This is a genomic window from Burkholderia sp. D-99 (assembly GCF_011605345.1).
Taxonomy (GTDB): Bacteria; Pseudomonadota; Gammaproteobacteria; order Burkholderiales; family Burkholderiaceae; genus Burkholderia.
In genome coordinates this window covers 201,867-225,331 of record NZ_JAAOXM010000003.1, presented here as the reverse complement: position 1 = coordinate 225,331, position 23,465 = coordinate 201,867, and the positions used below count along the sequence as shown (strand labels likewise).

General features: G+C 65.3%; 24 protein-coding genes. 5 read left to right on the top strand and 19 right to left on the bottom strand.

Translation table 11 applies throughout. From position 1 onward, the window contains the following. The 10 genes from wecB to rfbB form a co-directional block, all read right to left on the bottom strand. Nucleotides 1–1,122, bottom strand: a complete 1,122-nt coding sequence (gene wecB, locus HAV18_RS14960) for a non-hydrolyzing UDP-N-acetylglucosamine 2-epimerase (RefSeq protein WP_166957123.1) — start codon at nucleotides 1,120–1,122, stop codon at nucleotides 1–3. Next, complete coding sequence (locus tag HAV18_RS14955; RefSeq protein ID WP_166957121.1) at nucleotides 1,119–2,693, bottom strand: polysaccharide deacetylase family protein; 1,575 nt, start codon at nucleotides 2,691–2,693, stop codon at nucleotides 1,119–1,121. Before HAV18_RS14955 ends, wecB begins: the two co-directional genes overlap by 4 nt. Further along, nucleotides 2,690–4,075: a phenylacetate--CoA ligase family protein gene (locus tag HAV18_RS14950; RefSeq protein WP_166957119.1), complete on the bottom strand. Its 1,386-nt coding sequence runs from the start codon at nucleotides 4,073–4,075 to the stop codon at nucleotides 2,690–2,692. Before HAV18_RS14950 ends, HAV18_RS14955 begins: the two co-directional genes overlap by 4 nt. 122 nt (nucleotides 4,076–4,197) lie before the next feature. Beyond that, nucleotides 4,198–4,992 carry an ABC transporter ATP-binding protein gene (locus HAV18_RS14945; RefSeq protein WP_166957117.1) on the bottom strand — a complete coding sequence of 265 codons (795 nt, stop codon included), beginning with the start codon at nucleotides 4,990–4,992 and terminating at the stop codon, nucleotides 4,198–4,200. 5 nt (nucleotides 4,993–4,997) lie between these two features. Continuing rightward, entirely contained in the window at nucleotides 4,998–5,816 is an 819-nt protein-coding gene (locus HAV18_RS14940; RefSeq protein ID WP_166957115.1) for an ABC transporter permease, read from the bottom strand. Nucleotide 5,817: 1 nt separating this feature from the next. Then, entirely contained in the window at nucleotides 5,818–7,233 is a 1,416-nt protein-coding gene (locus HAV18_RS14935) for a mannose-1-phosphate guanylyltransferase/mannose-6-phosphate isomerase (RefSeq protein ID WP_166957113.1), read from the bottom strand. A gap of 136 nt (nucleotides 7,234–7,369) precedes the next feature. Next, entirely contained in the window at nucleotides 7,370–8,269 is a 900-nt protein-coding gene (rfbD, locus tag HAV18_RS14930; protein WP_166957111.1) for a dTDP-4-dehydrorhamnose reductase, read from the bottom strand. Further along, complete coding sequence (gene rfbC, locus HAV18_RS14925) at nucleotides 8,262–8,813, bottom strand: dTDP-4-dehydrorhamnose 3,5-epimerase (protein WP_166957109.1); 552 nt, start codon at nucleotides 8,811–8,813, stop codon at nucleotides 8,262–8,264. The genes rfbD and rfbC overlap by 8 nt, the downstream gene beginning before the upstream one ends. After that, on the bottom strand, nucleotides 8,798–9,691 hold the full coding sequence (gene rfbA / locus HAV18_RS14920; RefSeq protein ID WP_166957107.1) for a glucose-1-phosphate thymidylyltransferase RfbA: 894 nt from the start codon (nucleotides 9,689–9,691) through the stop codon (nucleotides 8,798–8,800). The genes rfbC and rfbA overlap by 16 nt, the downstream gene beginning before the upstream one ends. Before the next feature lie 11 nt (nucleotides 9,692–9,702). After that, on the bottom strand, nucleotides 9,703–10,764 hold the full coding sequence (rfbB, locus tag HAV18_RS14915) for a dTDP-glucose 4,6-dehydratase (protein WP_166957105.1): 1,062 nt from the start codon (nucleotides 10,762–10,764) through the stop codon (nucleotides 9,703–9,705). Between the two features lie 350 nt (nucleotides 10,765–11,114). Here rfbB and HAV18_RS14910 point away from each other — a divergent pair, with 350 nt between their 5' ends. Next, a complete protein-coding gene (locus tag HAV18_RS14910) occupies nucleotides 11,115–11,954 on the top strand; it encodes a symmetrical bis(5'-nucleosyl)-tetraphosphatase (RefSeq protein WP_166957103.1) in 840 nt (279 codons plus the stop codon). A gap of 47 nt (nucleotides 11,955–12,001) precedes the next feature. On the opposite strand, the gene HAV18_RS14905 is transcribed toward HAV18_RS14910, so the two are convergent. The 8 genes from HAV18_RS14905 to HAV18_RS14870 form a co-directional block, all read right to left on the bottom strand. Continuing rightward, nucleotides 12,002–12,859 carry a 1-acyl-sn-glycerol-3-phosphate acyltransferase gene (locus tag HAV18_RS14905; protein ID WP_166957101.1) on the bottom strand — a complete coding sequence of 286 codons (858 nt, stop codon included), beginning with the start codon at nucleotides 12,857–12,859 and terminating at the stop codon, nucleotides 12,002–12,004. A gap of 19 nt (nucleotides 12,860–12,878) precedes the next feature. Further along, the gene (locus HAV18_RS14900; protein WP_166957099.1) at nucleotides 12,879–14,156 is read right to left on the bottom strand and encodes a dihydroorotase; all 1,278 of its coding nucleotides are present in this window, start codon (nucleotides 14,154–14,156) and stop codon (nucleotides 12,879–12,881) included. Nucleotides 14,157–14,208: 52 nt separating this feature from the next. Further along, nucleotides 14,209–15,240 (bottom strand): aspartate carbamoyltransferase catalytic subunit, encoded by a 1,032-nt coding sequence (locus tag HAV18_RS14895; protein ID WP_006476735.1) that lies wholly within the window; start codon nucleotides 15,238–15,240, stop codon nucleotides 14,209–14,211. Between the two features lie 73 nt (nucleotides 15,241–15,313). Beyond that, on the bottom strand, nucleotides 15,314–15,826 hold the full coding sequence (pyrR, locus tag HAV18_RS14890; protein WP_011351145.1) for a bifunctional pyr operon transcriptional regulator/uracil phosphoribosyltransferase PyrR: 513 nt from the start codon (nucleotides 15,824–15,826) through the stop codon (nucleotides 15,314–15,316). Further along, nucleotides 15,813–16,262, bottom strand: coding sequence for a Holliday junction resolvase RuvX (ruvX, locus tag HAV18_RS14885; protein ID WP_166957097.1), 450 nt, complete (start codon nucleotides 16,260–16,262; stop codon nucleotides 15,813–15,815). The genes pyrR and ruvX overlap by 14 nt, the downstream gene beginning before the upstream one ends. Next, nucleotides 16,259–16,837 (bottom strand): YqgE/AlgH family protein, encoded by a 579-nt coding sequence (locus HAV18_RS14880; RefSeq protein WP_011351143.1) that lies wholly within the window; start codon nucleotides 16,835–16,837, stop codon nucleotides 16,259–16,261. Before HAV18_RS14880 ends, ruvX begins: the two co-directional genes overlap by 4 nt. A 182-nt stretch (nucleotides 16,838–17,019) precedes the next feature. Then, nucleotides 17,020–18,321: a hypothetical protein gene (locus tag HAV18_RS14875; protein ID WP_166957095.1), complete on the bottom strand. Its 1,302-nt coding sequence runs from the start codon at nucleotides 18,319–18,321 to the stop codon at nucleotides 17,020–17,022. Nucleotides 18,322–18,425: 104 nt separating this feature from the next. After that, entirely contained in the window at nucleotides 18,426–18,596 is a 171-nt protein-coding gene (locus HAV18_RS14870; RefSeq protein WP_004186709.1) for a rubredoxin, read from the bottom strand. Between the two features lie 254 nt (nucleotides 18,597–18,850). Between HAV18_RS14870 and HAV18_RS14865 the strand changes: the two genes are divergently transcribed. From HAV18_RS14865 to HAV18_RS14850, 4 genes are all read left to right on the top strand, one after another. After that, nucleotides 18,851–19,717: a hydroxymethylpyrimidine/phosphomethylpyrimidine kinase gene (locus HAV18_RS14865; protein WP_166957093.1), complete on the top strand. Its 867-nt coding sequence runs from the start codon at nucleotides 18,851–18,853 to the stop codon at nucleotides 19,715–19,717. A gap of 400 nt (nucleotides 19,718–20,117) precedes the next feature. Beyond that, the gene (locus HAV18_RS14860) at nucleotides 20,118–20,600 is read left to right on the top strand and encodes a type VI secretion system tube protein Hcp (protein ID WP_166957091.1); all 483 of its coding nucleotides are present in this window, start codon (nucleotides 20,118–20,120) and stop codon (nucleotides 20,598–20,600) included. Nucleotides 20,601–20,615: 15 nt separating this feature from the next. Continuing rightward, entirely contained in the window at nucleotides 20,616–21,230 is a 615-nt protein-coding gene (locus HAV18_RS14855) for a peptidoglycan recognition family protein (protein ID WP_166957089.1), read from the top strand. Nucleotides 21,231–21,234: 4 nt separating this feature from the next. Then, nucleotides 21,235–21,684 carry a hypothetical protein gene (locus HAV18_RS14850; protein WP_166957087.1) on the top strand — a complete coding sequence of 150 codons (450 nt, stop codon included), beginning with the start codon at nucleotides 21,235–21,237 and terminating at the stop codon, nucleotides 21,682–21,684. Nucleotides 21,685–21,793: 109 nt separating this feature from the next. Here HAV18_RS14850 and groL read toward each other — a convergent pair whose 3' ends face one another. Then, entirely contained in the window at nucleotides 21,794–23,434 is a 1,641-nt protein-coding gene (groL, locus tag HAV18_RS14845; RefSeq protein WP_128843851.1) for a chaperonin GroEL, read from the bottom strand. Nucleotides 23,435–23,465: the final 31 nt, after the last annotated feature.

Sequence of the window (23,465 nt, the reverse complement as noted above, 5' to 3'; positions counted from 1 at the left end):
TCATCCACGGAAAACCCCGGCTTGACGGCCCAGTAGACTCATGAGGATGCGTTGCGACGCAAGGCTGTCGCCATACGGATTCGCACGCGCTGCCAGCTCGGCGCGCCGGGCCGGATCGTCGAGCCATTCGACGACCGCCTGCTCGATCCGCTCGACCGACTGGCCGGCCAGCGTCGCAAAACCTGCGTCCACGCCCTCGCGACGCTCGGTGTGATTGCGCATGACGACGACCGGCACGCCGAACGACGGCGCCTCCTCCTGGATACCGCCCGAATCGCTGACGACGAGCGTGCTGCGGCTGATCAGATACAAGCTCGTCGGATAGTCGACGGGCTCGATCAGCGCGAGGTTCGGAATGCCCGCCAGTTCGCGATGGACCGGTTCGCGCACGGCCGGATTCAGATGGACGGGAAATACCCAGCGATACGTGTCGTAGCGTGCGCACAGATCGCGCAGCATCTTGCAGATGCTCTCGAGCACGTCGCCGAAATTCTCGCGGCGGTGACAGGTCACGAGTACCTGCGGGCGGCCGTCACGCATCCATTCGGGCAGCGTGGCGGCCAGGTCGCGCGTCTTCCAGACATCGCGAACAAGCGAAATCGCGTCGACGACCGTATTGCCCGTGACCAGCACTTGCGAAGCGGGAACGCCTTCGGCGAGCAGATTGCGAGCGGCGGCTTCGGTCGGCGCGAAATGCAGCTTCGCGATGCGACCGAGCAGGCTGCGATTCGCCTCCTCGGGAAACGGGCTCGCCAGATCGCCGGTCCTGAGCCCCGCCTCGATATGTGCGACCGCGATCCCGCGATGGAACGCGGCGAGGCCGCCGCACATCGCGGTCGTCGTGTCGCCCTGCACGAGCATCCAGTCGGGCCGGACATCGTCCAGCACCGCATCGAGCCCCGTCAGCAGGCGCGCCGACAACCCGTTGAGCGTCTGCCGCGGCCGCATCACGTCGAGCTCGAGATCGGGCGCAATGCCGAAAAAGCCCAACGCCTGCGCGAGCATCTCGCGGTGCTGCCCGCTCGAGCACACGATCGTCTCCACTTCCGTGCGCAGCGTGGCGATCACAGGAGCGAGCTTGATCGCTTCCGGGCGCGTGCCCATCAAGACCATCACCTTCATGACAGCATCATCCCCGCGACGAGTTCGACGTGCTCGCCACGCCACTCGACGCCCATCGCGAGCCCGCCGGGCACACCGGGCGGCACGCATGCACGTATGCCGCCGGCCTCCTCGACCATGCACACGCGGGCACGCGCCACGAGAAAGTCCAGCGCGGTCTCTTCCGTCATGAACAACGGATTGCGCGCCTTCGCACGGATGTACGCGACCAGCTGCTCGTGTGCGTCGATGCGCTGCGGCTCGTCGCGCCAGCCGTATTGATAGCGCTCGGAAAACGGATGATCGAGATAACCGAACAGCGTGCGCGTCTGGTACGCGAGATCGAATGCCTGTTTGTAGACGGCAAGCGGATCACCCGCCGCCAGCAGGCAATCGCCGTGCAGCATGCACTGCTGGCTGTGACCGACGAAGCCGGCCGGCATCCCCGCCAGTTCGCCGCCGCGCGCGATCAGGAACTCCGGATCGTTGCGAATGATCCCGCCGATGCATCCTTCGTAACCAGCGTCCGCGAGCGCACGCAGCGCGTACTGCGGCGACTGGTGGAACGGCGACACCGCATAGCGCACGCGCTGGCCGGTCACCTCGCGAATCAATTCGGCCGATTGCAGGCCCTCGGCGAGCGCAGCGTCGTAGCTGCCGCCCCAGTTCGGCGCATGCGTCGCGGTATGCGAGAGCACCGCGCCGCCGTCGCCGAGCAGCTCGCGCAGAATCGGATAGTGCCGCGAATCGCGCAGGTTCTGCGTATGGACAGCCAGCGAGAACGGCACGTTCATACGTCGATACGCGTCCCACAGCGGCCGCGATGCTTCGACGTCCTCATCGCAGTCGAGACGCGACGTAATCGCCGCATCGTGCCCCCAGGGCAACTCGCCGAGTACCGCATGACACGGCAGCGCATCCGCGCGATATGCCGACAGGAAGCGCTCGACGACTCGCCACTCGAACGAATCGATCGGCCCGACCGCGCGATTGAACCACAGCACGCTCGAGGCATCGCCGTCCCACAGCGCCGCGTACGACCCCGCCGGCGCACCATCGATCCGCACACTCGCGAGCTCCGCGCCCGATGCAGCGTGGGCCGGTTGCGCGATCGACCAGATCGACCCGTCGCAGCGAATCGCGCCGTTGCCGAGGTTGTTCCATTCGTCGGTGAAGTCGAAACGCTCGAACGGTCGTTGCCACGCGGCGCCACCGAGCGCTGCGGCGGCGGCCGTATAGCCAACTACGGCCCGGCTCGCCCGCGTATCGCAGGTCGGCGCCGGTTCGCTACGGCTCGCGCTGGCCAGCTCATCGGGAAACGCGGCGTCCACGCGCAGGCCGAGGTCCGCGGCAAGCGCCGCCGGCATCCGCCCGAACACGAGCAGCTTGCGCGGCTGCGCACGCAGCCATGCCAACAGGTCGTCGCCCCACGCATCGGGTATGTCGACGGCCACGATCACGCTGTCGGCCGCCGCGCGCAACGCGCCGCGCGAAATCGGACGCGCCTGCGTCGCGGTCACGGAGCGACGAAGCGCCGCGAGGACGAGTTGCCCCGCTTGCGCGGCACCCTCATTGAAAAGAACACCGATCATGCGGTCACCACGTGGCGGAATTTGGCGCGCCGACCGACGCGTACGAGATCGTCATGGCCGACAAAGGAAATCGTGAAGGCATCACCCCAGAAATGTCGCAGCTTCGCAGTCGTATCGTCGGCATTGGCCCACGGCTCGAGCACGATCCGCAACGTCGGCGGCGTGGTGCGAAGATCGATCTGGAACTCCTGGATACCGCCGACCCGGTGATCGAGCATGTCCTGAATATGGTGTGTCGGGTGCGCGATGCCGTTGATCGGCACGACGTCGTGAATTCGCCCGACGACATCGGTCAGCACGAACCCTTGCACCGGATCATCCTGCACGCGGGCGAGATCGCCGGTCGCGTAACGGATGAGCGGCATCAACCGGTTCCGGAAACCCGTAAATACGAGCTCGTGCGCACCATCCGCGCCGCCGTCGACGAGCCGGCTTTCCGGCCAGCCCTCGGAATCCATCACGCGAAAACCACCTTCATGGCCCTCGAGCTCATACGCCATCACGCCAAGCTCGGCGAGGCCATAGCGGTCGATCACGCGGCACTTCAACGCGGACGCGATGACCTCGCGCGCGTGCGGCTCGAGCAGCTCGCCGCTCGACTCGAACACCGCGAACGCATTGCCGCCGCCGTACTTGCGCTGCACGTAGCATGCGAGCGCGTACATGGTCGACGGATGTGAATGGGCGAGATAAGGCCGGCGGCTTTTCAGCGTGCGCCACATTTCCTCGAGGCCCGCATCGTCGATGCGATCGAAGAAGATGTTGCTGCGGTTCATTGCGAAGCACTTGAAATCCTCACGCGACGGCCATTCCGGCACGACGTCGTCGGGAAAGCGGCACGCGAAATGCAGCTCGAAGCGATGACGCAGCTTGCCGATGCGCTCACGCGCATAGAACGTCACGGCCGACGAATAGTCCGCACCGTCCTGATCGTAGAAGATCGTGCAAGACAGGCCGGTCGAGCCGCCGGTCTTGCAGACGTGATGCCGCACGCTATCAAGCGGCGCCGACAGCAGCCGGTCGCCCTGCTCGCGGATGATGTCCTTCGTCAGATACGGCAGCGCCTCGAGATGGCGCACGTCCTCGCGCACGCGTTGCGGATCGAACTGCCGCGCGGCGAACAGGTCGCGATAGTAAGGTACGGACGCGCCGGCAAACTGAAGCGTGTCGACGAGGCGATCGATCGCGATACGACGGCGCGCTTCGAGCGGCAGCTCGTAGTACTGGCGCAGTTCGGCGATCTTGGGGCGTACGTTGCGCTTTTCCCGGCTTTCCGCGATCGGGTAGGCGATATACCCGCCCGCGAACCCCTTCAGCGTGCGGAACGGCTGCCGCCCGAACAAGGCTCCGGAATGGCGAAGAAATGGATGATCAGCTCGCATGGGAATTCAACCTCGTAGCACCCGAGCAGGACGGATGCGAATGCCGTTGGACCGGCAATGTATCAGGGACCTTCTCGCGCAGCCGCCGGTGAGGCGAGCATCCCCGCCGGCGGCTGTCGCACTCAATGCAGCAGTCCCGCCGAATTGCCGGCCGGCGGCAGTTCCATTGCGGGCGACGCCGGTTCCGGCGGCGGTGCGACGACCGGCTCGTCGCCGATGACCTTGCCGTGCTCCATCGAGATCTTGCGCGTGCACACGCGTGCGACGAGTTGGGGATCGTGCGACGCGACCACGAGCAGCGACGCCCTGCCGACCAGGTGTTCCAGCCGCTCGGCGGCCTTGAGGCTGAACTCTGCATCGCCGACGCTCAGCCATTCGTCCATGATCAGGATGTCGGCCTCGACACTCGTCGAAATCGCGAACGCGAGCCGGAGCATCATCCCGCTCGAGTACGTCCGCACCGGGAGGTTCAGGTAATCGCCGAGTTCGCTGAAATCGGCGATCTCGTCAATCTTGCTGCGGATACGCGCCGGTTTCAGGCCGTCGAGGATGCCGCGCAGATAGATGTTCTCGAAGCCCGTTGCGTCCGGATCGAGGCCCATCGACACGTCGAGCAGCGAAGCGATCTTGCCGGTGACCTTGAGTTCGCCGCGCACCGGCGCGTAGACGCCCGACAGCGTACGCAGGAGCGTCGTCTTGCCGGACCCGTTGTGGCCGACCAGGCCGATGCGCTCTCCGTCCGAAAAGGTGAAGTTCAGATCGTCGAGTGCGCGGACGACCGTGTGACGGCCTGCGTCCTGGCCAATCCGCCCGCCCGTCGTGAGGTTCAGCACCGCCTTTTTCAGTGAGCGGTGCGAATTCTCGTAGATCGGGAATTCGACGAATACGTTACGAGCGACAATCGATGAGGAACTCACGGTAATCAAAGCCAATAAGGAACACGGTTACGGAAACGCTTCATCAGGTATTGGGCGAATGCGAATCCGACGATCAGCAGGCCGATCGACCAGGCCCACGACTCCCACAGAATCGGCCGCCCGGTCAGCGGAGCCCGCACCGTTTCGATCAGATGATAGAGCGGGTTGTATTCGGCGACCCACGCGCGGTTCTTCAGGATTTCCGGCGACCACATGACCGGCGTGAAGAAGAACACGACCTGGATCAGGTTCGTCACGATCGGCGGAATATCGCGGAAGCGCGCGCACAGGACGCCGAGCGTGACGCCGAGCCAGACGCCGTGCAGCAGCAGGATCGCCAGCGCCAGCGGCACCAGCAGGAACTCCCACGACGGCATATGGCCGAAGATCACGAACAGGATGATCACGACCGGCAGGCTGTGCAGCAGGATCACGAAGTTGCGCCACGCGATGCGACAGACGTGCACGGTTAACGGCAACCGGATCTGCTTGATCAGGTAGGCAGCGCTGATGAACGCGGTGCAGCCTTCGTTGGCCACCGACGCGATGTAGGCCCATACGACGAGGCCGATCGACAGATACGGCAGATAGTTCGAAATTTCCTGGTGAAGCAGCTGCGAATACAGCGCGCCCAGCACGGCCACCATCACGATGGTGCTCAACGTGAACCAGAATGGGCCAATGACCGAACGGCGATAACGTTGCCGGATGTCATGCCATCCGAGCGTGCCCCATACGCGTGTCGCCATCACGCCGACGATCAGGTCGTTGCTGCCGGTATGGTTGCCGAGTTCGGCGTCGTCGTTGACGAAGGTAGCATCCATGTCACGCACGTCCGTAGTTGTCCTCGAAGCGGACGATATCGTCCTCGCCGAGATATTCGCCGCTCTGCACCTCGATCATCACGAGGTCGACGACGCCCGGGTTTTCGAGGCGATGCTTGTGGCCGGCCGGAATGTAGGTCGACTCGTTGGTCGCGACGAAGAATTCGCGATCGCCGTTGACGACCTTGGCCATGCCGCTCACGACGATCCAGTGTTCGCTGCGGTGATGGTGCATCTGCAGGCTGAGGCTCGCGCCGGATTTCACCTCGATCCGCTTGATCTTGAAGCGCGGCCCCTCCTCCAGCACCGTGTACGTGCCCCAGGGGCGGTGCACCGTGCGGTGCAGCTTGTACGCATCGTGGCCGGTCGCCTTGAGCTCCGCATAGATGTGCTTCACGTCCTGCGCACGCTCGCGCGACGCGACGAGCAGCGCATCGGGCGTGTCGATGACGATCAGGTTCTCGACGCCTACCGCGCCGATCAGGCGGTCATCGCTCTGCACGTACGTATCTTTCACGTCGATCAGCAGCGCCTCGCCCTGCACACGATTGCCGTGCTCGTCCGGCGTCGCGAGATCGCCCAGCGCGGTCCACGAGCCAACGTCGCTCCAGCCGATGCTGCACGGCACCACTGCCGCGTCGCGGCATTTCTCCATCACCGCGTAGTCCACCGAAATGTCCGGCACGGCGCCGAACGTATTCGGCTCGAGACGGATCTGCGCGCCGCCGCTGCCGCCTGACGAAGGCGACGCGTCGATGCACGCCTCGACCGTGCGGAGCACGTCCGGGCAATGGGCTTCGAGCTCGCGAAGCATCGTACCGGCGGTGAAGCAGAACATCCCGGAATTCCACAGGAAGCGACCCGACGCGACATACTCGCGCGCACGCTCGAGGTCCGGTTTCTCGACGAAGCGCACGACCTTGTCGCCGTCGGCCTCGATATAGCCGTAGGCCGTTTCCGGGACGTCGGGCGTCACGCCGAACGTCGCGATCCGGCCAGCCGCAGCAAGTGCAACCGCCTTCGCGACCGCATCGGCAAACGCCGCCTGGTCGGCGATCAGGTGATCGGCGGCCAGCACGAGCATCGTCACCTGCTCACCGTGCGCGCGCGCCGCGTGCAGCGTCGCCGCGGCGATAGCCGCCGCCGTATTGCGGCCGAACGGTTCGAGAATGAACGAGGTCGTCAGCTTCTCGCGATTGATTTCGCGGTACTCGTCTTCGGTCTTGAAGAACAGCTCGCGGTTCGTCACCGTCAGCACTTCATCCACGCCCGGAAGCCCTGCCGCGCGCAGGAAGGCCTTCTGCAGCAGGCTTTCGCCGTCCGCGAGCCGGATGAACGGTTTCGGATGGGTTTCGCGGGAAACGGGCCACAGGCGGGACCCGGCACCGCCGCACAGGATGATGGGTAGCAAATTCACGACAACCTCTCTGTTTCACAACCGGCAACGGGGGGATTCTTCGAATGATCGGGACGTCGCCCGTCGGCGTCGTCCTTCCGCGTTGCCTGCCAAATCAATGATGCCCCCGCCGAAACAGCCGGCCGGCGGCACGTCGTCAGCCCTGCCGGATCCCGGCCAGGCAAAGTTCCAGTGCATCACGCCAGTCCGGCGCAGCCAGTCCGAAAGTCCGGGCCAGTTTCTCGTTCGACAGGCACGAATTCGCGGGGCGCCTGGCCGGCGTCGGGTAATCCGACGATGGAATCGGGATGACCGACGGACGCGACGCGAGCGATGCGCGCTCCACGATCGCACTCGCGAACCCGTGCCATGAGGTCTCGCCGCCGGCAGTCAGATGGTAGACGCCCGAGTGCGCGGCCCACCACGCAGCCGCGTCGCCGGCCGCGAACGCCTGCGCTGCGACATGCGCAGTCATCGTGGCGATCGTGTTCGCCCACGTCGGGGCACCAACCTGGTCCGCGACGATCTTGAGCTCGGGGCGCTCTGCCGCCAGCCGCAACATCGTCATCAGGAAGTTGCGACCGCGTGCGCCGTACACCCAGCTCGTCCGGAACACGATCGCCGCCCCGCCGACCTGCGCGATCGCGCGCTCGCCTTCGAGCTTCGATCGGCCATAGACGTTCTGCGGCGCCGGCGTGTCGGTCTCCAGATACGGCGAGGCCTTCGTGCCATCGAACACGTAATCGGTCGAGTAATGAATCAGCGCGGCGCCCAGCGCTTTCGCCTCCTCCGCCAGGATCCCGGGCGCGATGGCATTGATGCGCATCGCCGCCGCCTCATCGCTTTCGGCCTGATCGACGGCCGTGTACGCGGCCGGATTGACGATCAGCGCGGGCCGCACGTCGCGCACGACCGCGCGAATCCGGTCCGGATCGGCCAGGTCGAGCGTGGCGCGGTCGACCGGGACGACATCGCCAAGGCCCTGCAGCGAACGCGCCAGCTCGAATCCGACCTGGCCGCCAACACCCGTGACGAGAATCCGTTTCCTGTCACTCATAGACGTCGGCCTCCGACAGGCACGTGCCGGCGGCATCCTTCGCCGCGAGCACCGGCTCACAGTCGAGCTGCCAGTCGATTCCAAGTGCCGGATCGTTCCACAGCAGGCTGCGCTCGAATTCGGGATACCAGTAGTCGGTCGTCTTGTAGAGGAACTGCGCGGACTCGGACAGCACCACGAACCCGTGCGCGAAGCCTGGCGGCACCCATAGCTGTCGGTTGTTCTGCTCCGACAGCCGCACGCCGACCCACTTGCCGAAATTCGGCGATGCTCGCCGGATATCGACCGCGACGTCCAGCACCTCGCCCTCGACCACGCGAACGAGCTTACCCTGTGCGTGCCGAATCTGGTAATGCAGCCCGCGCAGCACACCCTTCGCCGAACGCGAATGATTGTCCTGCACGAACGTCACGCCGGGCGCGACCTGTTCGCCGAATTCGCGCGCGTTGAAGCTCTCGTAGAAGAACCCGCGAGCGTCGCCGAACACCTTCGGCTCGATGATCTTGATTTCCGGCAACGCCGTTTCGATTACTTGGATGGCCATGCCACTTGATCTTCGAGAATGTGTTGCAAGTATTTTCCGTAGCCGTTCTTCGCCAGCGGTCGCGCGAGTGCCAGCAGTTGCTCCGCGTCGATCCAGCGCTTGCGATAGGCAATTTCTTCCGGGCATGCGACGACCAGCCCCTGCCGCTTTTGCAGCGTCGCGATAAAGGTCGCGGCGTCGATCAGCGAATCGTGCGTGCCGGTGTCCAGCCACGCATAGCCGCGGCCCATGATCTCGACATCGAGCTGGCCAGCTGCAAGATAGCGTGAATTGACGTCGGTGATCTCGAGCTCGCCGCGCGCCGACGGCTTAATGTCGGCTGCGATATCGCATACCTGCCTGTCGTAAAAATACAGCCCCGTGACCGCATAGTTCGAACGCGGCGTTGCCGGCTTCTCTTCGATCGATACCGCGCGGAATTCGCGGTCGAACTCGACCACGCCATACCGCTCGGGGTCCTGAACGTGATACGCAAACACGGTCGCGCCCGCCTCTTTCTCGCCGGCCCGCTCGAGCTGCTTCGCCAGGTCGTGCCCGTAGAAGATGTTGTCACCGAGGATCAGCGCCGACGGATCGTTACCGACGAAGTCGCGACCGATGACGAACGCCTGCGCGAGACCGTCCGGCGACGGCTGGACCGCGTACTGGATGTTCATCCCCCACTGACTGCCGTCGCCGAGCATCGCCTCGAAACGTGGCGTGTCCTGCGGCGTCGAAATGATCAAGACGTCGCGAATGCCGGCGACCATCAGCGTCGACAGCGGATAGTAGATCATCGGCTTGTCGTACACCGGCAGCAACTGTTTCGAGATGACGTGCGTGATCGGGTACAGCCGCGTGCCGGAGCCGCCAGCGAGGATAATGCCCTTGCGTCCCATCGCAACTCTCCTCAAGCGCGTTGCGCGTAATTGGTCTCGACCCACTTGCGATACTCGCCCGATGCAACTTCATCGGCCCAGACCTGGTTGTCGAGATACCAGTCGACCGTCTTCGCCATGCCGGTCTCGAACGTCTCCGCGGGCTTCCAGCCAAGTTCGCGTTCGAGCTTGCGCGCATCGATCGCGTATCGGCGGTCGTGACCGGGACGATCCGTCACGTAGGTAATCTGGTCACGGTACGAACCCGCCGCCTTCGGGCGAGCCTTGTCGAGCAGATCGCACAGCGTATGCACGACTTCGAGGTTCTTTTTCTCGTTCCAGCCGCCGACGTTGTAGGTCTCGCCGGGCACGCCACGCGCGAGCACTTCGCGAATCGCGCTGCAATGATCGCCGACATAGAGCCAGTCGCGCACGTTCTGGCCATCGCCGTACACCGGCAGCGGCTTGCCGGCGAGCGCGTTGGCGATCATCAGCGGAATCAGTTTTTCGGGGAACTGGTACGGACCGTAGTTGTTCGAACAGTTCGTCGTGAGCGTCGGCAGGCCATACGTATGATGGTAAGCGCGCACCAGGTGGTCCGAGCCGGCCTTCGTCGCCGAATACGGGCTGTTCGGCGCATATGGCGTCGTTTCGGAGAATTGCGGATCGGTTGCGGACAGCGAACCGAACACCTCGTCGGTCGACACGTGCAGGAAGCGGAACGCCGCCTTGTCGGCGTCGCTCAGGCCGTTCCAGTATTGACGGGTTGCCTCGAGCAGCGTGAACGTGCCGACGACGTTGGTCTGCACGAAATCCGCGGGACCATGGATCGAGCGATCGACGTGGCTTTCCGCAGCGAAATGCAGCACGGCACGGGGCTTGTGCTCGGCAAGGAGCGCATCGAGCGCATCACGATCGCAGATGTCGACGCGCGCAAACACGTGCTTCGGGTTGCCGTCCAACGACTGCAGCGTGCGCAGGTTCCCTGCATAAGTCAGCTTGTCGACGTTGAGCACTGCTTCGTCGGATGCGCGCAGCCAGTCGAGTACAAAATTGGCACCGATAAAACCCGCGCCGCCCGTAACCAGGATCATGAGGCTCCCTCTAGTAATGCGCGGCGAACACCCTTGAGGCGCTCGCCGTATCAAATTCACAAGTGCTCGTAACTGGTAACTTGTGACCGCTACGTCAGACCGCGGATTTTAACCGGTCGACATGGCCTCCAAAGTCATGAAATGCTAATTTTGTTGGGAAGAAGCACAATTATAGGGAGCCGCCACCGGCAAAAGCCATGCTGCTAACAACTTGATACAGCGCTCCGAACCCTTCCTCCAATGAAATTTCATTCCGAATTGTGGATTTTTTTCGCAAATAAAATTTCGCGAAATAACGCCAATCGAATTATTTTTCCCGCGCAGCCGCAACACGTAACCTACGTCGCCCCATGACCCATACCCCCATCGCCATCGGCGACATCCAGGGCTGTCATTCCGCTTTCCAGGCGCTGATCAATAAGCTTTCAGCGCCTGCCGACACCCCACTGTGGATCGCCGGCGACGTCGTCAACCGCGGCCCGGACTCCCTCGCCGCGCTGCGTGCGCTCGTCGACCTCGGCCCGCGCGCAACCGCCGTGCTCGGCAATCACGACCTCCACCTGCTCGCGGTCTCCGCCGGCCTGCGCACCGAACGCCCGGGCGACACCATCGGCGAGATCCTCGACGCACCCGACGCCAATGCCCTCCTCGACTGGGTCCGCCATCGTCCGTTCGTCCATGCGGAAAACGGGATGCTGCTCGTGCATGCGGGCGTGCTGCCGCAGTGGGATGCCGCGCTCGTGCTCGAACTCGCCGACGAACTCCAGCGCGCGCTGCGCGCGCCCGACTGGCGCGACACGCTGCAGAAGCTGTACGGCAACGAGCCGAATCAATGGAGCCCGGACCTGAAGAAACGCGACCGGATGCGTGTCGCGTTCAACGCATTCACGCGCGTGCGCTTCTGCACGCCCGACGGTGCGATGGAATTCAAGGCAAACGGCGGCCCCGACAGCGCGCCGCCCGGCTACCTGCCGTGGTTCGATGTACCGGGGCGCCGCACGGAGGACGTGACGGTCGTGTTCGGGCACTGGGCCGCGCTCGGCCTGATGCTGCGCGATAACGTGATCGCGCTCGATTCGGGATGTGTATGGGGTAACCAGCTGTCAGCCGTGCGGCTGACGGCCGATCCGGCGCAGCGCACGGTCACGCAGGTGCAGTGCGAAGCGTGCCGCGCGCCGGGCGGAGAGTGATGAGAGGCTGATTCGCGGGGCCGGGAGGTGCGTCGGCCCCAAACGCGTCAGCCCTCGCGCCCCGGCACGGGCGCGTCGGCCGCCCCGTCGCCTGCCGTACCGGCGCCGATTTCGGTCGCCGGATACGCATGCCTGGCCAGCTCCGCGAGCGATTCGGCGGTCGGCTTGTCGACATTTGCCTGCAGCGTCGCGAGCGCGGCCGCGATCGCGTCGCGCGCCGCGGCGGACGTCGTCCGCCGGTCGCCGCCCGGCGCGATCGGCTCGCACACGTAGAGATGCGCGACGATCGGGCCGCCACGCAACACCATGTCGAGCGACTTGCCGAGCGCCAGCTCGCCCGTGTAGGCGGGCGCGACCGACTGCCGCCGCTGCGCATCCTCGTACATCAGGCAGATCGGCTGCACCGCGCAGCCGGCCGATACCGCGGCCTGGAACAGGTTCGCATGGAACGGCAGCAGTTCCTGCCCGTCGGTTGTCGTGCCTTCCGGAAACACGCACATCAGCCCGCCGTTGCGCAGGCGCTCGGCCATCTCGTGCATGACCCGCATTGCCTCGGTGCGCTTCTCGCGCTGCAGGAACACGGTGTCGAGCTTCTCGGCGAGCCAGCCGACGACCGGCCATTGCCGCACCTCGGCCTTCGACACGAACGGCGTCGGCCGCCACGCGTAGATCGTGTAGATGTCGAGCCAGGACACGTGATTGCCGACCACGAGCGCGCTCGCGTCGAGCCGCGCGCCGTCGTTATGGACGACGAGGCGCATCCCGCAGATCCGCAGCAGCTTGAGCGACCAACGGCGCGTCATCTCGGCACGCCGCGCGGGCGTGACGTGCGAAAAACGCAGCGCGACGATCGCCATGCCGCGCAACAGGTGAAAGACGAGACGCAGCTTGCGAAGGGCAATCATGGCGAAGGTCCGGCGTGGTTCAGGGGCGCTCGAACGCGATCTGCCCGGCGACGAGCGTCGTGCGCACGCAGGCGGGCAGTTCGTAGCCGAGGAACGGCGAGTTGTGGCCCTGGCTCTTCAGCGCACGCGGCTCGACGCGCCAATGCGCGCGCGGGTCGAACACGCACAGGTCGGCCGCGCCGCCTTCGGCGAGGCGACCGGCCGGCAGCTTCAGCACGTCGGCCGGCGCGGACGTGATGCGGCGCAGTGCCTGCGCAAGCGGCGTACGCGTCTCGTCCGCCCACTTCAGCGTGAGCGACAGCAGCAGTTCGAGCCCCGTCGCGCCCGGCGTCGCTTCGCCGAACGGCAGCAGCTTCTCGTCGTCGTCGACCGGCGTGTGGTCGGAGCAGATCGCGTCGATCGTGCCGTCGGCGAGCGCCACGCGAATCGCTTCGCGATCGCGCTCGCTGCGCAGCGGCGGATCGAGCCGGAACTGCGAATCGAAGTAGCCGATGTCGACGTCGATCAGGTGCACGTGATTCACGCCGACGTCGCAGGTCACGGGCAGCCCCTCGGCCTTCGCTTCGCGCACGAGCGCGAGGCCGGCCGCCGACGACAGCCGCGCGAGGTGCACGCGTGCGCCCGTCACGCGCATCAACTCGAAGATCGTGTGCAGCGCGATCGTCTCGGCCGCGACCGGTACGCCCGACAGCCCGAGCCGCGACGCGAGCGGGCCGCTCGCGGCGACGCCGCCGCGGCCGATGAACGCGTCGAGCGGGCGCAGCCACGTGGTGTAGTCGTAGGTGCTCGCGTACTGCAGCGCGCGCAGCAGCACCTGCGTGTCGCGCACCGGCACGTTGGCATGCGTGAAGCCAACGCAGCCGGACTCGGTCAGCGCGACCATCTCGGTGATCACCTCACCCTTGAGGCCGACCGTCAACGCGCCGAGCGGATGCACGTTCGCCTGGTGCAGGTTGCGCACGCGGTACTTGAGCATCTCGACGAGGCCCGGCTCGTCGAGCACGGGGTCGGTATCCGGCGGGCACACGAGGGTCGTGACGCCGCCCGCGACAGCCGCGGCCATCTCGGACGCGAGCGTCGCCTTGTGCTCGTAGCCGGGCTCGCGCAGCCGCGCGCACAGGTCGACGAGGCCGGGCGCGACGATCTGGCCCGCTGCGTCGATCGTCTTCTCCGCGTTGAAACCGGCCGGCGCGGTGCCGAGCGCGGCGATCTTGCCCGCCGCAACGAAAACGTCGGCCTGCCGCTCGGTGCCGGCGACCGGGTCGATCAGCGTGCCGCCTTTGATATGAATCTTCATGCGCTGTCTGTGAATGCGTTGATTGCGTGAATAAGGATGCGCGAAAGCGGGCTCAGTCGCTGTTGCCGGCGACGATGCCCATCACCGCCATCCGCACGGCGATGCCGAACGTGACCTGGTTGAGGATCACCGACTGCGGGCCGTCGGCGACCTGCGAATCGATCTCGACGCCGCGGTTCATCGGGCCCGGGTGCATCACGATCGCGTCGGGCGCGGCGAGCGCGAGGCGCTCGGGCGTCAGGCCCCAGGTCTTGAAGTATTCCTGCGCGGACGGCAGCAGCGCGCCGCTCATCCGCTCGTTCTGCAGGCGCAGCATGATGATCACGTCGACGCCCTTCAACCCTTCGTCGAGGTTGTGGAACACCTTCACGCCCATCTGCTCGAGACCGCCCGGCAGCAACGTGCGCGGGCCGATCGCACGCACTTCCGGCACGCCGAGCGTGGTGAGCGCGTGGATGTCGGAGCGCGCGACGCGCGAATGCAGGATGTCGCCGACGATCGCCACGCGCAGCTTCGTGAAGTCGCGCTTGTAGTGACGGATCGTGTACATGTCGAGCAGGCCCTGCGTCGGGTGCGCATGGCGGCCGTCGCCGGCGTTGATCACGTGCACGTGCGGTGCGCAGTGCTCGGCGATCAGGTACGGCGCGCCGCTCGACGCGTGGCGCACGACGAACAGGTCGGCATGCATCGCCGACAGGTTGTTGATCGTATCGAGCAGCGACTCGCCCTTGCTCGTCGACGATGCATTGATGTTCAGGTTCAGCACGTCGGCCGACAGGCGCGTCGCGGCGATCTCGAAGGTCGTGCGCGTGCGCGTCGAGTTCTCGAAGAACAGGTTGAACACGGACTTGCCGCGCAGCAGCGGCACCTTCTTCACTTCACGGTCCGTCACGCTGACGAACTGCTCGGCCGTATCGAGGATGTGGTTCACGATCGAGCGCGGCAGGCCCTCGATCGACAGCAGGTGCTTCAGCTCGCCGTTTTTCGTGAGCTGCGGGTTGCCCTTCAGGAAACCGTAGCGGAACCGGTCGGGGCTCGCGGCCGCAGCGGGATTGCCGGTGCGGCCAGTGGTGTCGGTGGTCATGGTATGCGTGATTCCAACTATGCAAACGGGCCGCGGTGCAAACCAGCGGCCCGGGATACGGTTCGCGTGTCGTTCAGGCGCCGTGCGCCTCGACGCGCAGCGTGAACTGCGCATCGTCGCGCGCGAGCACGAGCGTCGCGTCGGCCGGCACGTCGAGCGCGCCGCCCGCGAAGCGCGCGGCGACCGGCAGCTCGCGGCCGCCGCGATCGGCGAGCACCGCGAGCTCGACCGCGGCCGGACGGCCGTAGTCGAACAACTCGTTGAGCGCCGCGCGCACGGTGCGCCCGGTATACAGCACATCGTCGACGAGCACGATGCGCGCGCCGTCGATCTCGAACGGCAGCGACGTCGGGCTGGCCTGGCTGTGCAGCCCCTTTTTCGCGTAATCGTCGCGGTGCAGCGCGACGTTCACGACGCCGAACGCCGGCGCACCGAGATCGCGCGCGAGGCGCTCGGCCAGCCATGCGCCGCCGCTGTGAATGCCGGCGAGCCGCGGGCCGCCCGGTTCGGCGAAAGCCGTGCCGTACGCGGCGCGAATCTGGTCGAGCAGGACGCGGTAAAGCGCCTCGGCGTCAATGGTGCTCATGGTCGGACAATTGATCGAGATACTGTTGAAGGATGACGCGCGCGGCCTCGGCATCGAGCATCTCGGCCCGTGCACGGCTACGCACGTTGCGCTCGCGCAGCCCGGCCTCGGCCTCTACCGACGAATAGCGCTCGTCGACCCACGTGACGGGCAGCCCGAAGCGGCCGTTCAGCTGGTTGCCGAAGCGCTTCGCCTGCTGAGTCATGTCATGCGGCGTGCCGTCCGGATGCATCGGCAGGCCGACGACGAGCGCGTCCGGCCGCCATTCGGCCAGCAGGTCGCCGACCGCCTTGAAACGGTGTTCGCGGTTCAGGTTCTGGATCACGACGAGCGCACGGGCCGAGCGCGTCAGCGCATTGCCGATCGCGACGCCGATACGTTTTTCGCCGTAGTCGAACGCGAGCAGTGTCGCATCGCGCACGCTCGTGCCACTCATGCGTGCCCTGCTTCGCCGGACAGCATCGACGAGCTGACGCCGAGCAGGCCGAGTGCGGCTTCGAAGCGCTCTTCGGCCGGCGTGTCGAACACGATGCGCGGATCGGCGGCCACGGTCAGCCAGCCGTTGCGGGAAATTTCTTCCTCGAGCTGCCCTGCCCCCCAGCCCGCATGGCCGAGCGTCAGCAGGAAGCGTTTCGGGCCGGTGCCCGTCGCGACCGCCTCGAGCACGTCCTTCGACGTGGTCATCTCCAGCCCGCCCTCGACGGACATCGACGAGTTATAGCTCGCGCCCTCCACCGGCTCGTGCAGCACGAACCCGCGCTCGGTCTGGACCGGGCCGCCGAAGTACACGGGAATGTGCAGCAGCGGCTCGATGTCGAGCTTCAGGTCGATGCGGTTGAACAGCGATTCGAGGTCGATGTCGGTAGGACGATTGATGACGAGGCCGAGCGCACCGCGCTCGCTGTGATCGCAAAGATAGACCACCGTTCCCGAAAACGTCGGATCGGCCATGTTCGGCATGGCGATCAGGAACTGGTTGGTGAGATTGATGCGATCGGAAGGCTTTGACATGGTTTGAATTTTAGCAAAGACGCCGCGACCTGACCGGGCCGCGATCAACAAGCAACGCCGCGCCACGCTGGCAACGGCGCGCGCGGATCACACGGCACTCTAACACGCGCGCGGGCGCTGTCGAGAGCGCGTTGCAGGCCCGCGCGACAAGGGCCGCCGCCGCATGTTCGCCCCCTCGTTCGTCAGGCCCGGCCGAGCGCCGCGCCGAGCGCCCCGGACGCCGCGGTGAGGTCCGGCGGCGCCACGCCGGCCGCAATCTTCAGCAACGCCGCGCGCAGCATGTCGGACGCGTGGCCGTGCGCATCGAGGCCGCCGTCGCCGAGCGGCAGGCCGTGCGCCGCACGCCGCCACGCCAGGCCCAGCGTGTCGGCCAGGAGCGCCGCATGACCGAGCCCGAGCGCGCACGCGGCCGTACCGACCCGGTAGGCGGCACCGGACGCATGCCATGCGGCCCCCGCGTCGGCCGCGGCCGGATCGGCCGCGAGGTCGGCCATCGACGCATCGGCCGTCTGCAGGAAATCCTCATAGGCATGCGCATTGACCGTCACGACGCCGAGCGCGCGGGTTGGCGCGGCGGAAACCGCTTCGTGCTCGGCCCGGGCAGCATCGGCCTCCCACAGCGCTTCGGATGCGGGCGTGCCGGCGACGTGCCAGTCGACCGTCAGCCCGTAGTCGTGCAGCACGTCGACGAGCGCGACATCCTCGGCCGCGGCGCCGAACAGCGCGAAATCGCGCCACAGCAGCGCCACCGTCTCGCGCACGAGTTCGGGCGGCGCACTGCGCCGGCCCTGCGCGTGCTCGCCGAGCAGCAGGTTCGTCCGCGCGAGAAAGCGCTTCAGCTCCGGCGCGCCGCTCGCACGCAGCGCGCGCACGCACGCGGCCGCGAGCCGCCAGAAATCGTAAGGATCGTCGTCGGTGAGCGCGGCCAGCATCGCATCGAGTTCATCGAGTGCCGCATCGGGCGCGCCGCGTTCCGCGCGCAGTACGCCAAGCAGCGCCTGTTCGTAGCGGGCACGGATCCGGGTCGCGAACGCGTCGGGCAGCGCGCGCAGCGTGGCCGGCGGCACCGCCCGGCCGACGAGCGCGAGCGCGTCGAGCGGCGCACTCGCGCGCAGGTCGGCGGCGCTTTGTGCACGCAGCGCACGGAAATGCCCGAGGAGAACGGGCGAGCAGGCGAGCTCGCGCAGGTTGTGGCGGCCGACGGCTGCACGGAAATCGCGCAGCGCGGCACGCCAGCCGGCCGAAGTCGGCTCGACGGCGACGAGCGGCACGGCGGCCGACAACTGCCCCGCGAAACGCGCGGCCGGAAGCCAGCCGGCTTCCGCCAGCACGGCCGCCGCGGCGGACAGCGGCGCGGCCGCATCGTCGCGACGCTCGAACGCGTCGGCGGCCGCCGCAAGCCATGCGTCGGCCGCGCGCACAGCCCCGCCGCGCGGGTTGGGCAGTGCGTCAGGGTAGGGAACGTTCGCCGGTTCGGGCCTCATGGACACGCGCGCCTGTCATCGTCAAGTCGCTCGCGCAAGCCTCGACGCGCGAGCGTCGGGCCGATGCGAGGCCTGAGCGGTGTGTCCGTGGGCCGAGGGTCCGGTCAGATCTGGACCATCTCGAAGTCTTCCTTGCGGGCGCCGCATTCAGGACACGTCCAGTTGATCGGGACGTCTTCCCAGCGCGTGCCCGGGGCAATGCCCTCTTCCGGCAGCCCGGCTTCTTCGTCGTAAATCCAGCCACAAATCAGGCACATCCAGCTCTTGTATTCCATCTTAAGCCGCGTCGGGAAAGTCGGTAAATTCGGGAGCCATGATGGTACCGTGTCGGGGCCGGACTGCCTAGCAATCGCGCTGGAGTAAGGCAACTACGTTGCGCTGCGCTAAAAAATCCGTCGTGCGGGCCGGATTCCGCCGCATAATGGCTGAAAAGTGCGGCCTGCCGGGCAACACAGGGCCGAAAACGCCCATTTCGCCTCGCCGTCCGCACGTCCGTCGCTTTTCCGTTTTTCTCTTGCCCCATTTTTACATGTCCAGCAACGCCCCTCCGATCGTCCTCACCTTCGGCCTGTCCGATCCCACCGGCGGCTCCGGCCTCCAAGCCGATCTGATGACCCTGGCGAGCATGGGCTGTCACGGCGTGTCCGTCCTGACGGGCTACACCGTGCGCGACTCGGCCGCCTGCGACGAAGTGACCGGCCTCGATCCCGACGTGGTCGCCGCCCAGGCGCGCATGCTGCTCGAAGACATGCCGGTTGCGGCATTCAAGATCGGCGCGGCAACGCGCGCGGAAGTCGTGAGCGCGATCGCCGAGGTCGTCGCCGACTACGACGGCGTGCCGCTCGTGCTCGCGCCGGACTTCACGCTCGACGACGAACACGTGCTTGCAGCCGACGACCTGCGCGAATCGATCGCCGACCTGCTCGCGCCGCAAACCACGCTGCTGGTCGCCGACTACGCAACGCTGATCGCACTCGCGCAGCCGGACGGCGACGCCGAGGCGCCGAATCTCGACGCAGCCGTGTCGCACCTGCTGTCGCAGGGCTGCGAGTACATCCTGTCGTCCGAGGCGGGCTCGCACCGGCTCGTCAACACGCTGTACGGCGAGGAAGGTCAGCTCCGTGAAGATATGTGGGATCGCTCGCCGCATCGGCTGATGGGCATCACCGATACGCTGGGCGCGGCCATCGCGGCACTGCTCGCGAACGGCCAGGAGCCGCCCGAAGCGGTTCGTGAGGCGCAGGAATATCTGTACCAGGCCGTGCGTGACGCATTTCGGCCCGGCATGGGCGCGTACCTGCCCGACCGGTTCTTCTGGGCGCGCAGCAACGAGGACTCGGACACGCCGCCGGCAGTGAAGGCCGACCCGGTGCCGAGGACGTCGCACCGGCATTGAGTCACCTGGAGCGCGTCGGCGCTTGAGCATTTGAGCGCTCGAACGCCGGCCGCCCTTCTTGTCATCTCGGCAGTACACGTCCCGCCTCGGCGAATCGACGCTGACGCACGCAACACATCGACAACGACCGTCGACTCGCCCCCTCGCCTCCCAATCTTCGGTTTCCCGTGTGGCCCGAGAGCCGATCCATAGGCCCGCGCAATCCCGCTCATTCAGTCGCCGCTGCCGAATCCGCGTTCGCGCCTGCCCGACTCGTATCGATTCTCGGCTGACCGATGAATTAACGTCGTACTTTTCAACGTCCAGGCTCGCCGAAAATCGAACTGGTCCAATAGATTGGCCGCCACGCGCAATGCTAGGGTTCATTTCATTCAAAGTGACCGATGCAAAGGAGTAAGCGATGGCGCAGGACATTTTCCTGAAACTGACCGGCATCAGAGGCGAATCTCGAGACGCCACTCATCCAGACGAGATCGAGATATTGGCGTGGGATTGGTCGGCCGACCGGCCATGTACGACACGCTCGGGTACAGACAGCACCGGCAGCAAGTGCACGGCCAACGATCTGACCATCGAGCATTATGTCGATCGCGCATCGCCGATCCTCATGCTGCATTGCCTGAAAGGGAATCACATCGAGAAAGCCGTGCTGGTAGCGCGCAAGGCCGGCGGCATGCCGCTCGAATACCTGAAGATCACGCTGGATGACGTCCTGATCACGCGAATCCATTCGGTTGCCAATTTGAACATGGCTCGACCACGAGAAGAGATCCAACTCTCATTCGCCCGCATCCAGCAAGAGTATGTCGCTCAGAGCGCCCAAGGCGGCTACGGCGGAACGGTCACTGCGGGATACGACATCAAAACCGGCAACGCAGCCTGAGTATCGGAGGTAGTCATGCTTTTCATTTCAAAGCAAGGTCATGTCGATGCCGAACGCGTGATTCTCAAAATATATTCATCCATCGAACGAGGGCCGCTGGAACACGTAAATGGAATCGTCGTCCATCAAACTGGAGGCGCCACCGCGTCGAGTACCTTCAATAGCTACGGCAACACCGCACATGTACCGAACGGCGCCCATTTCCTGATCGACAAGGATGGAACGATCTATCAAACCGCCTCCCTGAACAGAATCACCAATCACGTCGGCAAATTGCAGTCACGTTGCATCACCACACACAAGTGTGCTGTCGCAGATCTCCGGGCGGCACGGCGCGCATATCAGACTGGCCCCGCCGCATCCCATCGCCACGAATCCCGGAAAGCGTTTCCGGACCGCTATCCGTCCAACTCGGACGCAATCGGAATCGAGCTTGTCGGCATGTACTATCCTGACGAAAAAACTGCAGAACCGGTCTACGAAAGCGTCACAACCGAACAAAATGCATCGCTCAAATGGCTGGTTCGTGAATTGTCCGAGACGCTGAAAGTCGAGATGAGAGAGGTCTATCGGCACCCGGAAGTCGGGCGCAAGAACGCGACCGAAGCAAGTACGGCGCGGTGGGAGTGACGCCATGGATCTAGCGCGATGTGTCTTCGCCGTTGCGTTGTGCGCCCCGTTCGCCATCAGCCAGGCCAGAGGGGTAAGCACCGTGACAGTCGAGCAATCCGGCCAGACGTCGGCCCCAGACGATCCACCGACGAGGGACGCATGCAGAAAATTCACGCCAACCGTCGACCAGTTGAGGCGGTTCTTTTCCAGAGCGGCGCCGATTGACGGCAAGTTTGTGGTCCACGATTACTACTCGCCCTGCCATTCGAGCGGCACCGTATCGTTCCCGGACGGCAGTTCGGCGAGGTGGCGCGTTTACTCCAGCGGCACCGCGTCACTGACATGGGCATCGAGCGGCAACACGGCCTATCTCTACAATGGCCGCCACAACGGCTGGCACGACCCATTCGCGTGCAGTTACGGTCTTCACGATGAAGACGACGACGCTTCGTGCTACCTGCCGGGCTTCTGATTCCGATCACCCGGCGCACGCATAAAAAAAGACCCGCATCGCTGCGGGTCTTTTCTTTTGGCTGGAACGCGCATCGCTGCGCGCTCCGGACACCATCGACCGAAGTCGATTACATGTCCATGCCCATGCCGCCCATGCCGCCCGGCATGCCGCCAGCCATCGGTGCATCTTCCTTCGGCAGTTCTGCAACGGCTGCGTCCGTCGTCAGCAGCAGGCCTGCAACCGAAGCTGCGTTCTGCAGTGCGGTGCGCGTGACCTTGGTCGGGTCGACGACGCCGGCTTCGACCATGTCGACGTACTCGCCCGTCGCTGCGTTGTAGCCGTAGTTGCCCTTGCCTGCAGCAACTGCCGCCACCACGACGCTCGCTTCTTCGCCGCCGTTCGTGACGATCTGACGCAGCGGCTCTTCCATTGCGCGCAGCACGATCTTGATGCCGGCGTTCTGGTCGGCGTTGATGCCCGTCAGGCCCGCGATCGCGGTGCGAGCGCGGATCAGCGCAACGCCGCCGCCGGCCACGATGCCTTCTTCCACAGCTGCGCGCGTTGCGTGCAGTGCGTCTTCGACACGTGCCTTCTTTTCCTTCATTTCGACTTCGGTCGCAGCACCGACCTTGATCACTGCCACGCCGCCGGCCAGCTTGGCCACGCGCTCTTGCAGCTTTTCACGGTCGTAGTCCGACGTCGCCTCTTCGATTTGCGCGCGCACTTGCTTCACGCGTGCTTCGATGTTCACGGCTTCGCCTGCGCCGTCGATGATCGTCGTGTTTTCCTTGCCCACTTCGATGCGCTTCGCCTGGCCCAGTTCTGCCAGCGTTGCCTTCTCGAGCGTCAGGCCGGTTTCTTCCGCGACGACTTGACCGCCGGTCAGGATCGCGATGTCTTCCAGCATCGCCTTGCGACGATCGCCGAAGCCCGGTGCCTTGACCGCGACGGTCTTCAGGATGCCACGGATGTTGTTGACGACCAGCGTAGCGAGCGCTTCGCCTTCGACGTCTTCAGCGATGATCAGCAGCGGACGGCCAGCCTTCGCGACTTGCTCGAGTACCGGCAGCAGGTCACGGATGTTCGACACCTTCTTGTCGTGCAGCAGCACGAACGGGTTGTCGAGGACGGCGACTTGCTTGTCCGGGTTGTTGATGAAGTACGGCGACAGGTAGCCGCGGTCGAATTGCATGCCTTCGACGACGTCGAGTTCGTCAGCCAGCGACTTGCCGTCTTCGACGGTGATGACGCCTTCCTTGCCGACCTTGTCCATCGCTTCAGCAATGCGATCGCCGATCGACGAATCGCTGTTCGCCGAGATCGAGCCGACCTGTGCGATTTCCTTGTTCGTCGTGCACGGCTTGCTGATCTTCTTCAGCTCTTCGACAGCCGCCGCGACTGCCTTGTCGATGCCGCGCTTCAGGTCCATCGGGTTCATGCCCGATGCGACGTACTTCATGCCTTCGCGAACGATCGATTGCGCGAGGACGGTTGCCGTCGTCGTGCCGTCGCCTGCGTTGTCGCTGGTCTTGGAAGCAACTTCCTTGACCATTTGCGCGCCCATGTTCTGGAGCTTGTCCTTCAGCTCGATTTCCTTCGCGACCGACACACCGTCCTTGGTGACCGTCGGGCCGCCGAAGCTGCGCTCGAGCACCACGTTGCGGCCCTTCGGACCCAGCGTGACCTTGACTGCGTTGGCGAGAATGTTCACGCCTTCGACCATCTTCGAACGGGCGGAATCGCCGAATACGACGTCTTTAGCTGCCATCTTCTAACTCCTTGAATTCTTGGGAATATGT

What these genes read in the sequence shown, in the direction of transcription:
- HAV18_RS14850 (WP_166957087.1), top strand. Translation starts at nt 21,235, where the DNA reads ATGGATCTAGCGCGATGTGTCTTCGCCGTTGCGTTGTGCGCCCCGTTC.
- rfbB (WP_166957105.1), bottom strand. Translation starts at nt 10,764, where the DNA reads ATGATCCTGGTTACGGGCGGCGCGGGTTTTATCGGTGCCAATTTTGTA.
- HAV18_RS14940 (WP_166957115.1), bottom strand. Translation starts at nt 5,816, where the DNA reads ATGGATGCTACCTTCGTCAACGACGACGCCGAACTCGGCAACCATACC.
- rfbD (WP_166957111.1), bottom strand. Translation starts at nt 8,269, where the DNA reads ATGAGTGACAGGAAACGGATTCTCGTCACGGGTGTTGGCGGCCAGGTC.
- wecB (WP_166957123.1), bottom strand. Translation starts at nt 1,122, where the DNA reads ATGAAGGTGATGGTCTTGATGGGCACGCGCCCGGAAGCGATCAAGCTC.
- HAV18_RS14905 (WP_166957101.1), bottom strand. Translation starts at nt 12,859, where the DNA reads ATGATTGCCCTTCGCAAGCTGCGTCTCGTCTTTCACCTGTTGCGCGGC.
- HAV18_RS14955 (WP_166957121.1), bottom strand. Translation starts at nt 2,693, where the DNA reads ATGATCGGTGTTCTTTTCAATGAGGGTGCCGCGCAAGCGGGGCAACTC.
- rfbA (WP_166957107.1), bottom strand. Translation starts at nt 9,691, where the DNA reads ATGGGACGCAAGGGCATTATCCTCGCTGGCGGCTCCGGCACGCGGCTG.
- HAV18_RS14950 (WP_166957119.1), bottom strand. Translation starts at nt 4,075, where the DNA reads ATGCGAGCTGATCATCCATTTCTTCGCCATTCCGGAGCCTTGTTCGGG.
- rfbC (WP_166957109.1), bottom strand. Translation starts at nt 8,813, where the DNA reads ATGGCCATCCAAGTAATCGAAACGGCGTTGCCGGAAATCAAGATCATC.
- HAV18_RS14860 (WP_166957091.1), top strand. Translation starts at nt 20,118, where the DNA reads ATGGCGCAGGACATTTTCCTGAAACTGACCGGCATCAGAGGCGAATCT.
- HAV18_RS14910 (WP_166957103.1), top strand. Translation starts at nt 11,115, where the DNA reads ATGACCCATACCCCCATCGCCATCGGCGACATCCAGGGCTGTCATTCC.
- HAV18_RS14870 (WP_004186709.1), bottom strand. Translation starts at nt 18,596, where the DNA reads ATGGAATACAAGAGCTGGATGTGCCTGATTTGTGGCTGGATTTACGAC.
- HAV18_RS14875 (WP_166957095.1), bottom strand. Translation starts at nt 18,321, where the DNA reads ATGAGGCCCGAACCGGCGAACGTTCCCTACCCTGACGCACTGCCCAAC.
- HAV18_RS14895 (WP_006476735.1), bottom strand. Translation starts at nt 15,240, where the DNA reads ATGACCACCGACACCACTGGCCGCACCGGCAATCCCGCTGCGGCCGCG.
- groL (WP_128843851.1), bottom strand. Translation starts at nt 23,434, where the DNA reads ATGGCAGCTAAAGACGTCGTATTCGGCGATTCCGCCCGTTCGAAGATG.
- HAV18_RS14865 (WP_166957093.1), top strand. Translation starts at nt 18,851, where the DNA reads ATGTCCAGCAACGCCCCTCCGATCGTCCTCACCTTCGGCCTGTCCGAT.
- pyrR (WP_011351145.1), bottom strand. Translation starts at nt 15,826, where the DNA reads ATGAGCACCATTGACGCCGAGGCGCTTTACCGCGTCCTGCTCGACCAG.
- HAV18_RS14900 (WP_166957099.1), bottom strand. Translation starts at nt 14,156, where the DNA reads ATGAAGATTCATATCAAAGGCGGCACGCTGATCGACCCGGTCGCCGGC.
- HAV18_RS14855 (WP_166957089.1), top strand. Translation starts at nt 20,616, where the DNA reads ATGCTTTTCATTTCAAAGCAAGGTCATGTCGATGCCGAACGCGTGATT.
- ruvX (WP_166957097.1), bottom strand. Translation starts at nt 16,262, where the DNA reads ATGAGTGGCACGAGCGTGCGCGATGCGACACTGCTCGCGTTCGACTAC.
- HAV18_RS14880 (WP_011351143.1), bottom strand. Translation starts at nt 16,837, where the DNA reads ATGTCAAAGCCTTCCGATCGCATCAATCTCACCAACCAGTTCCTGATC.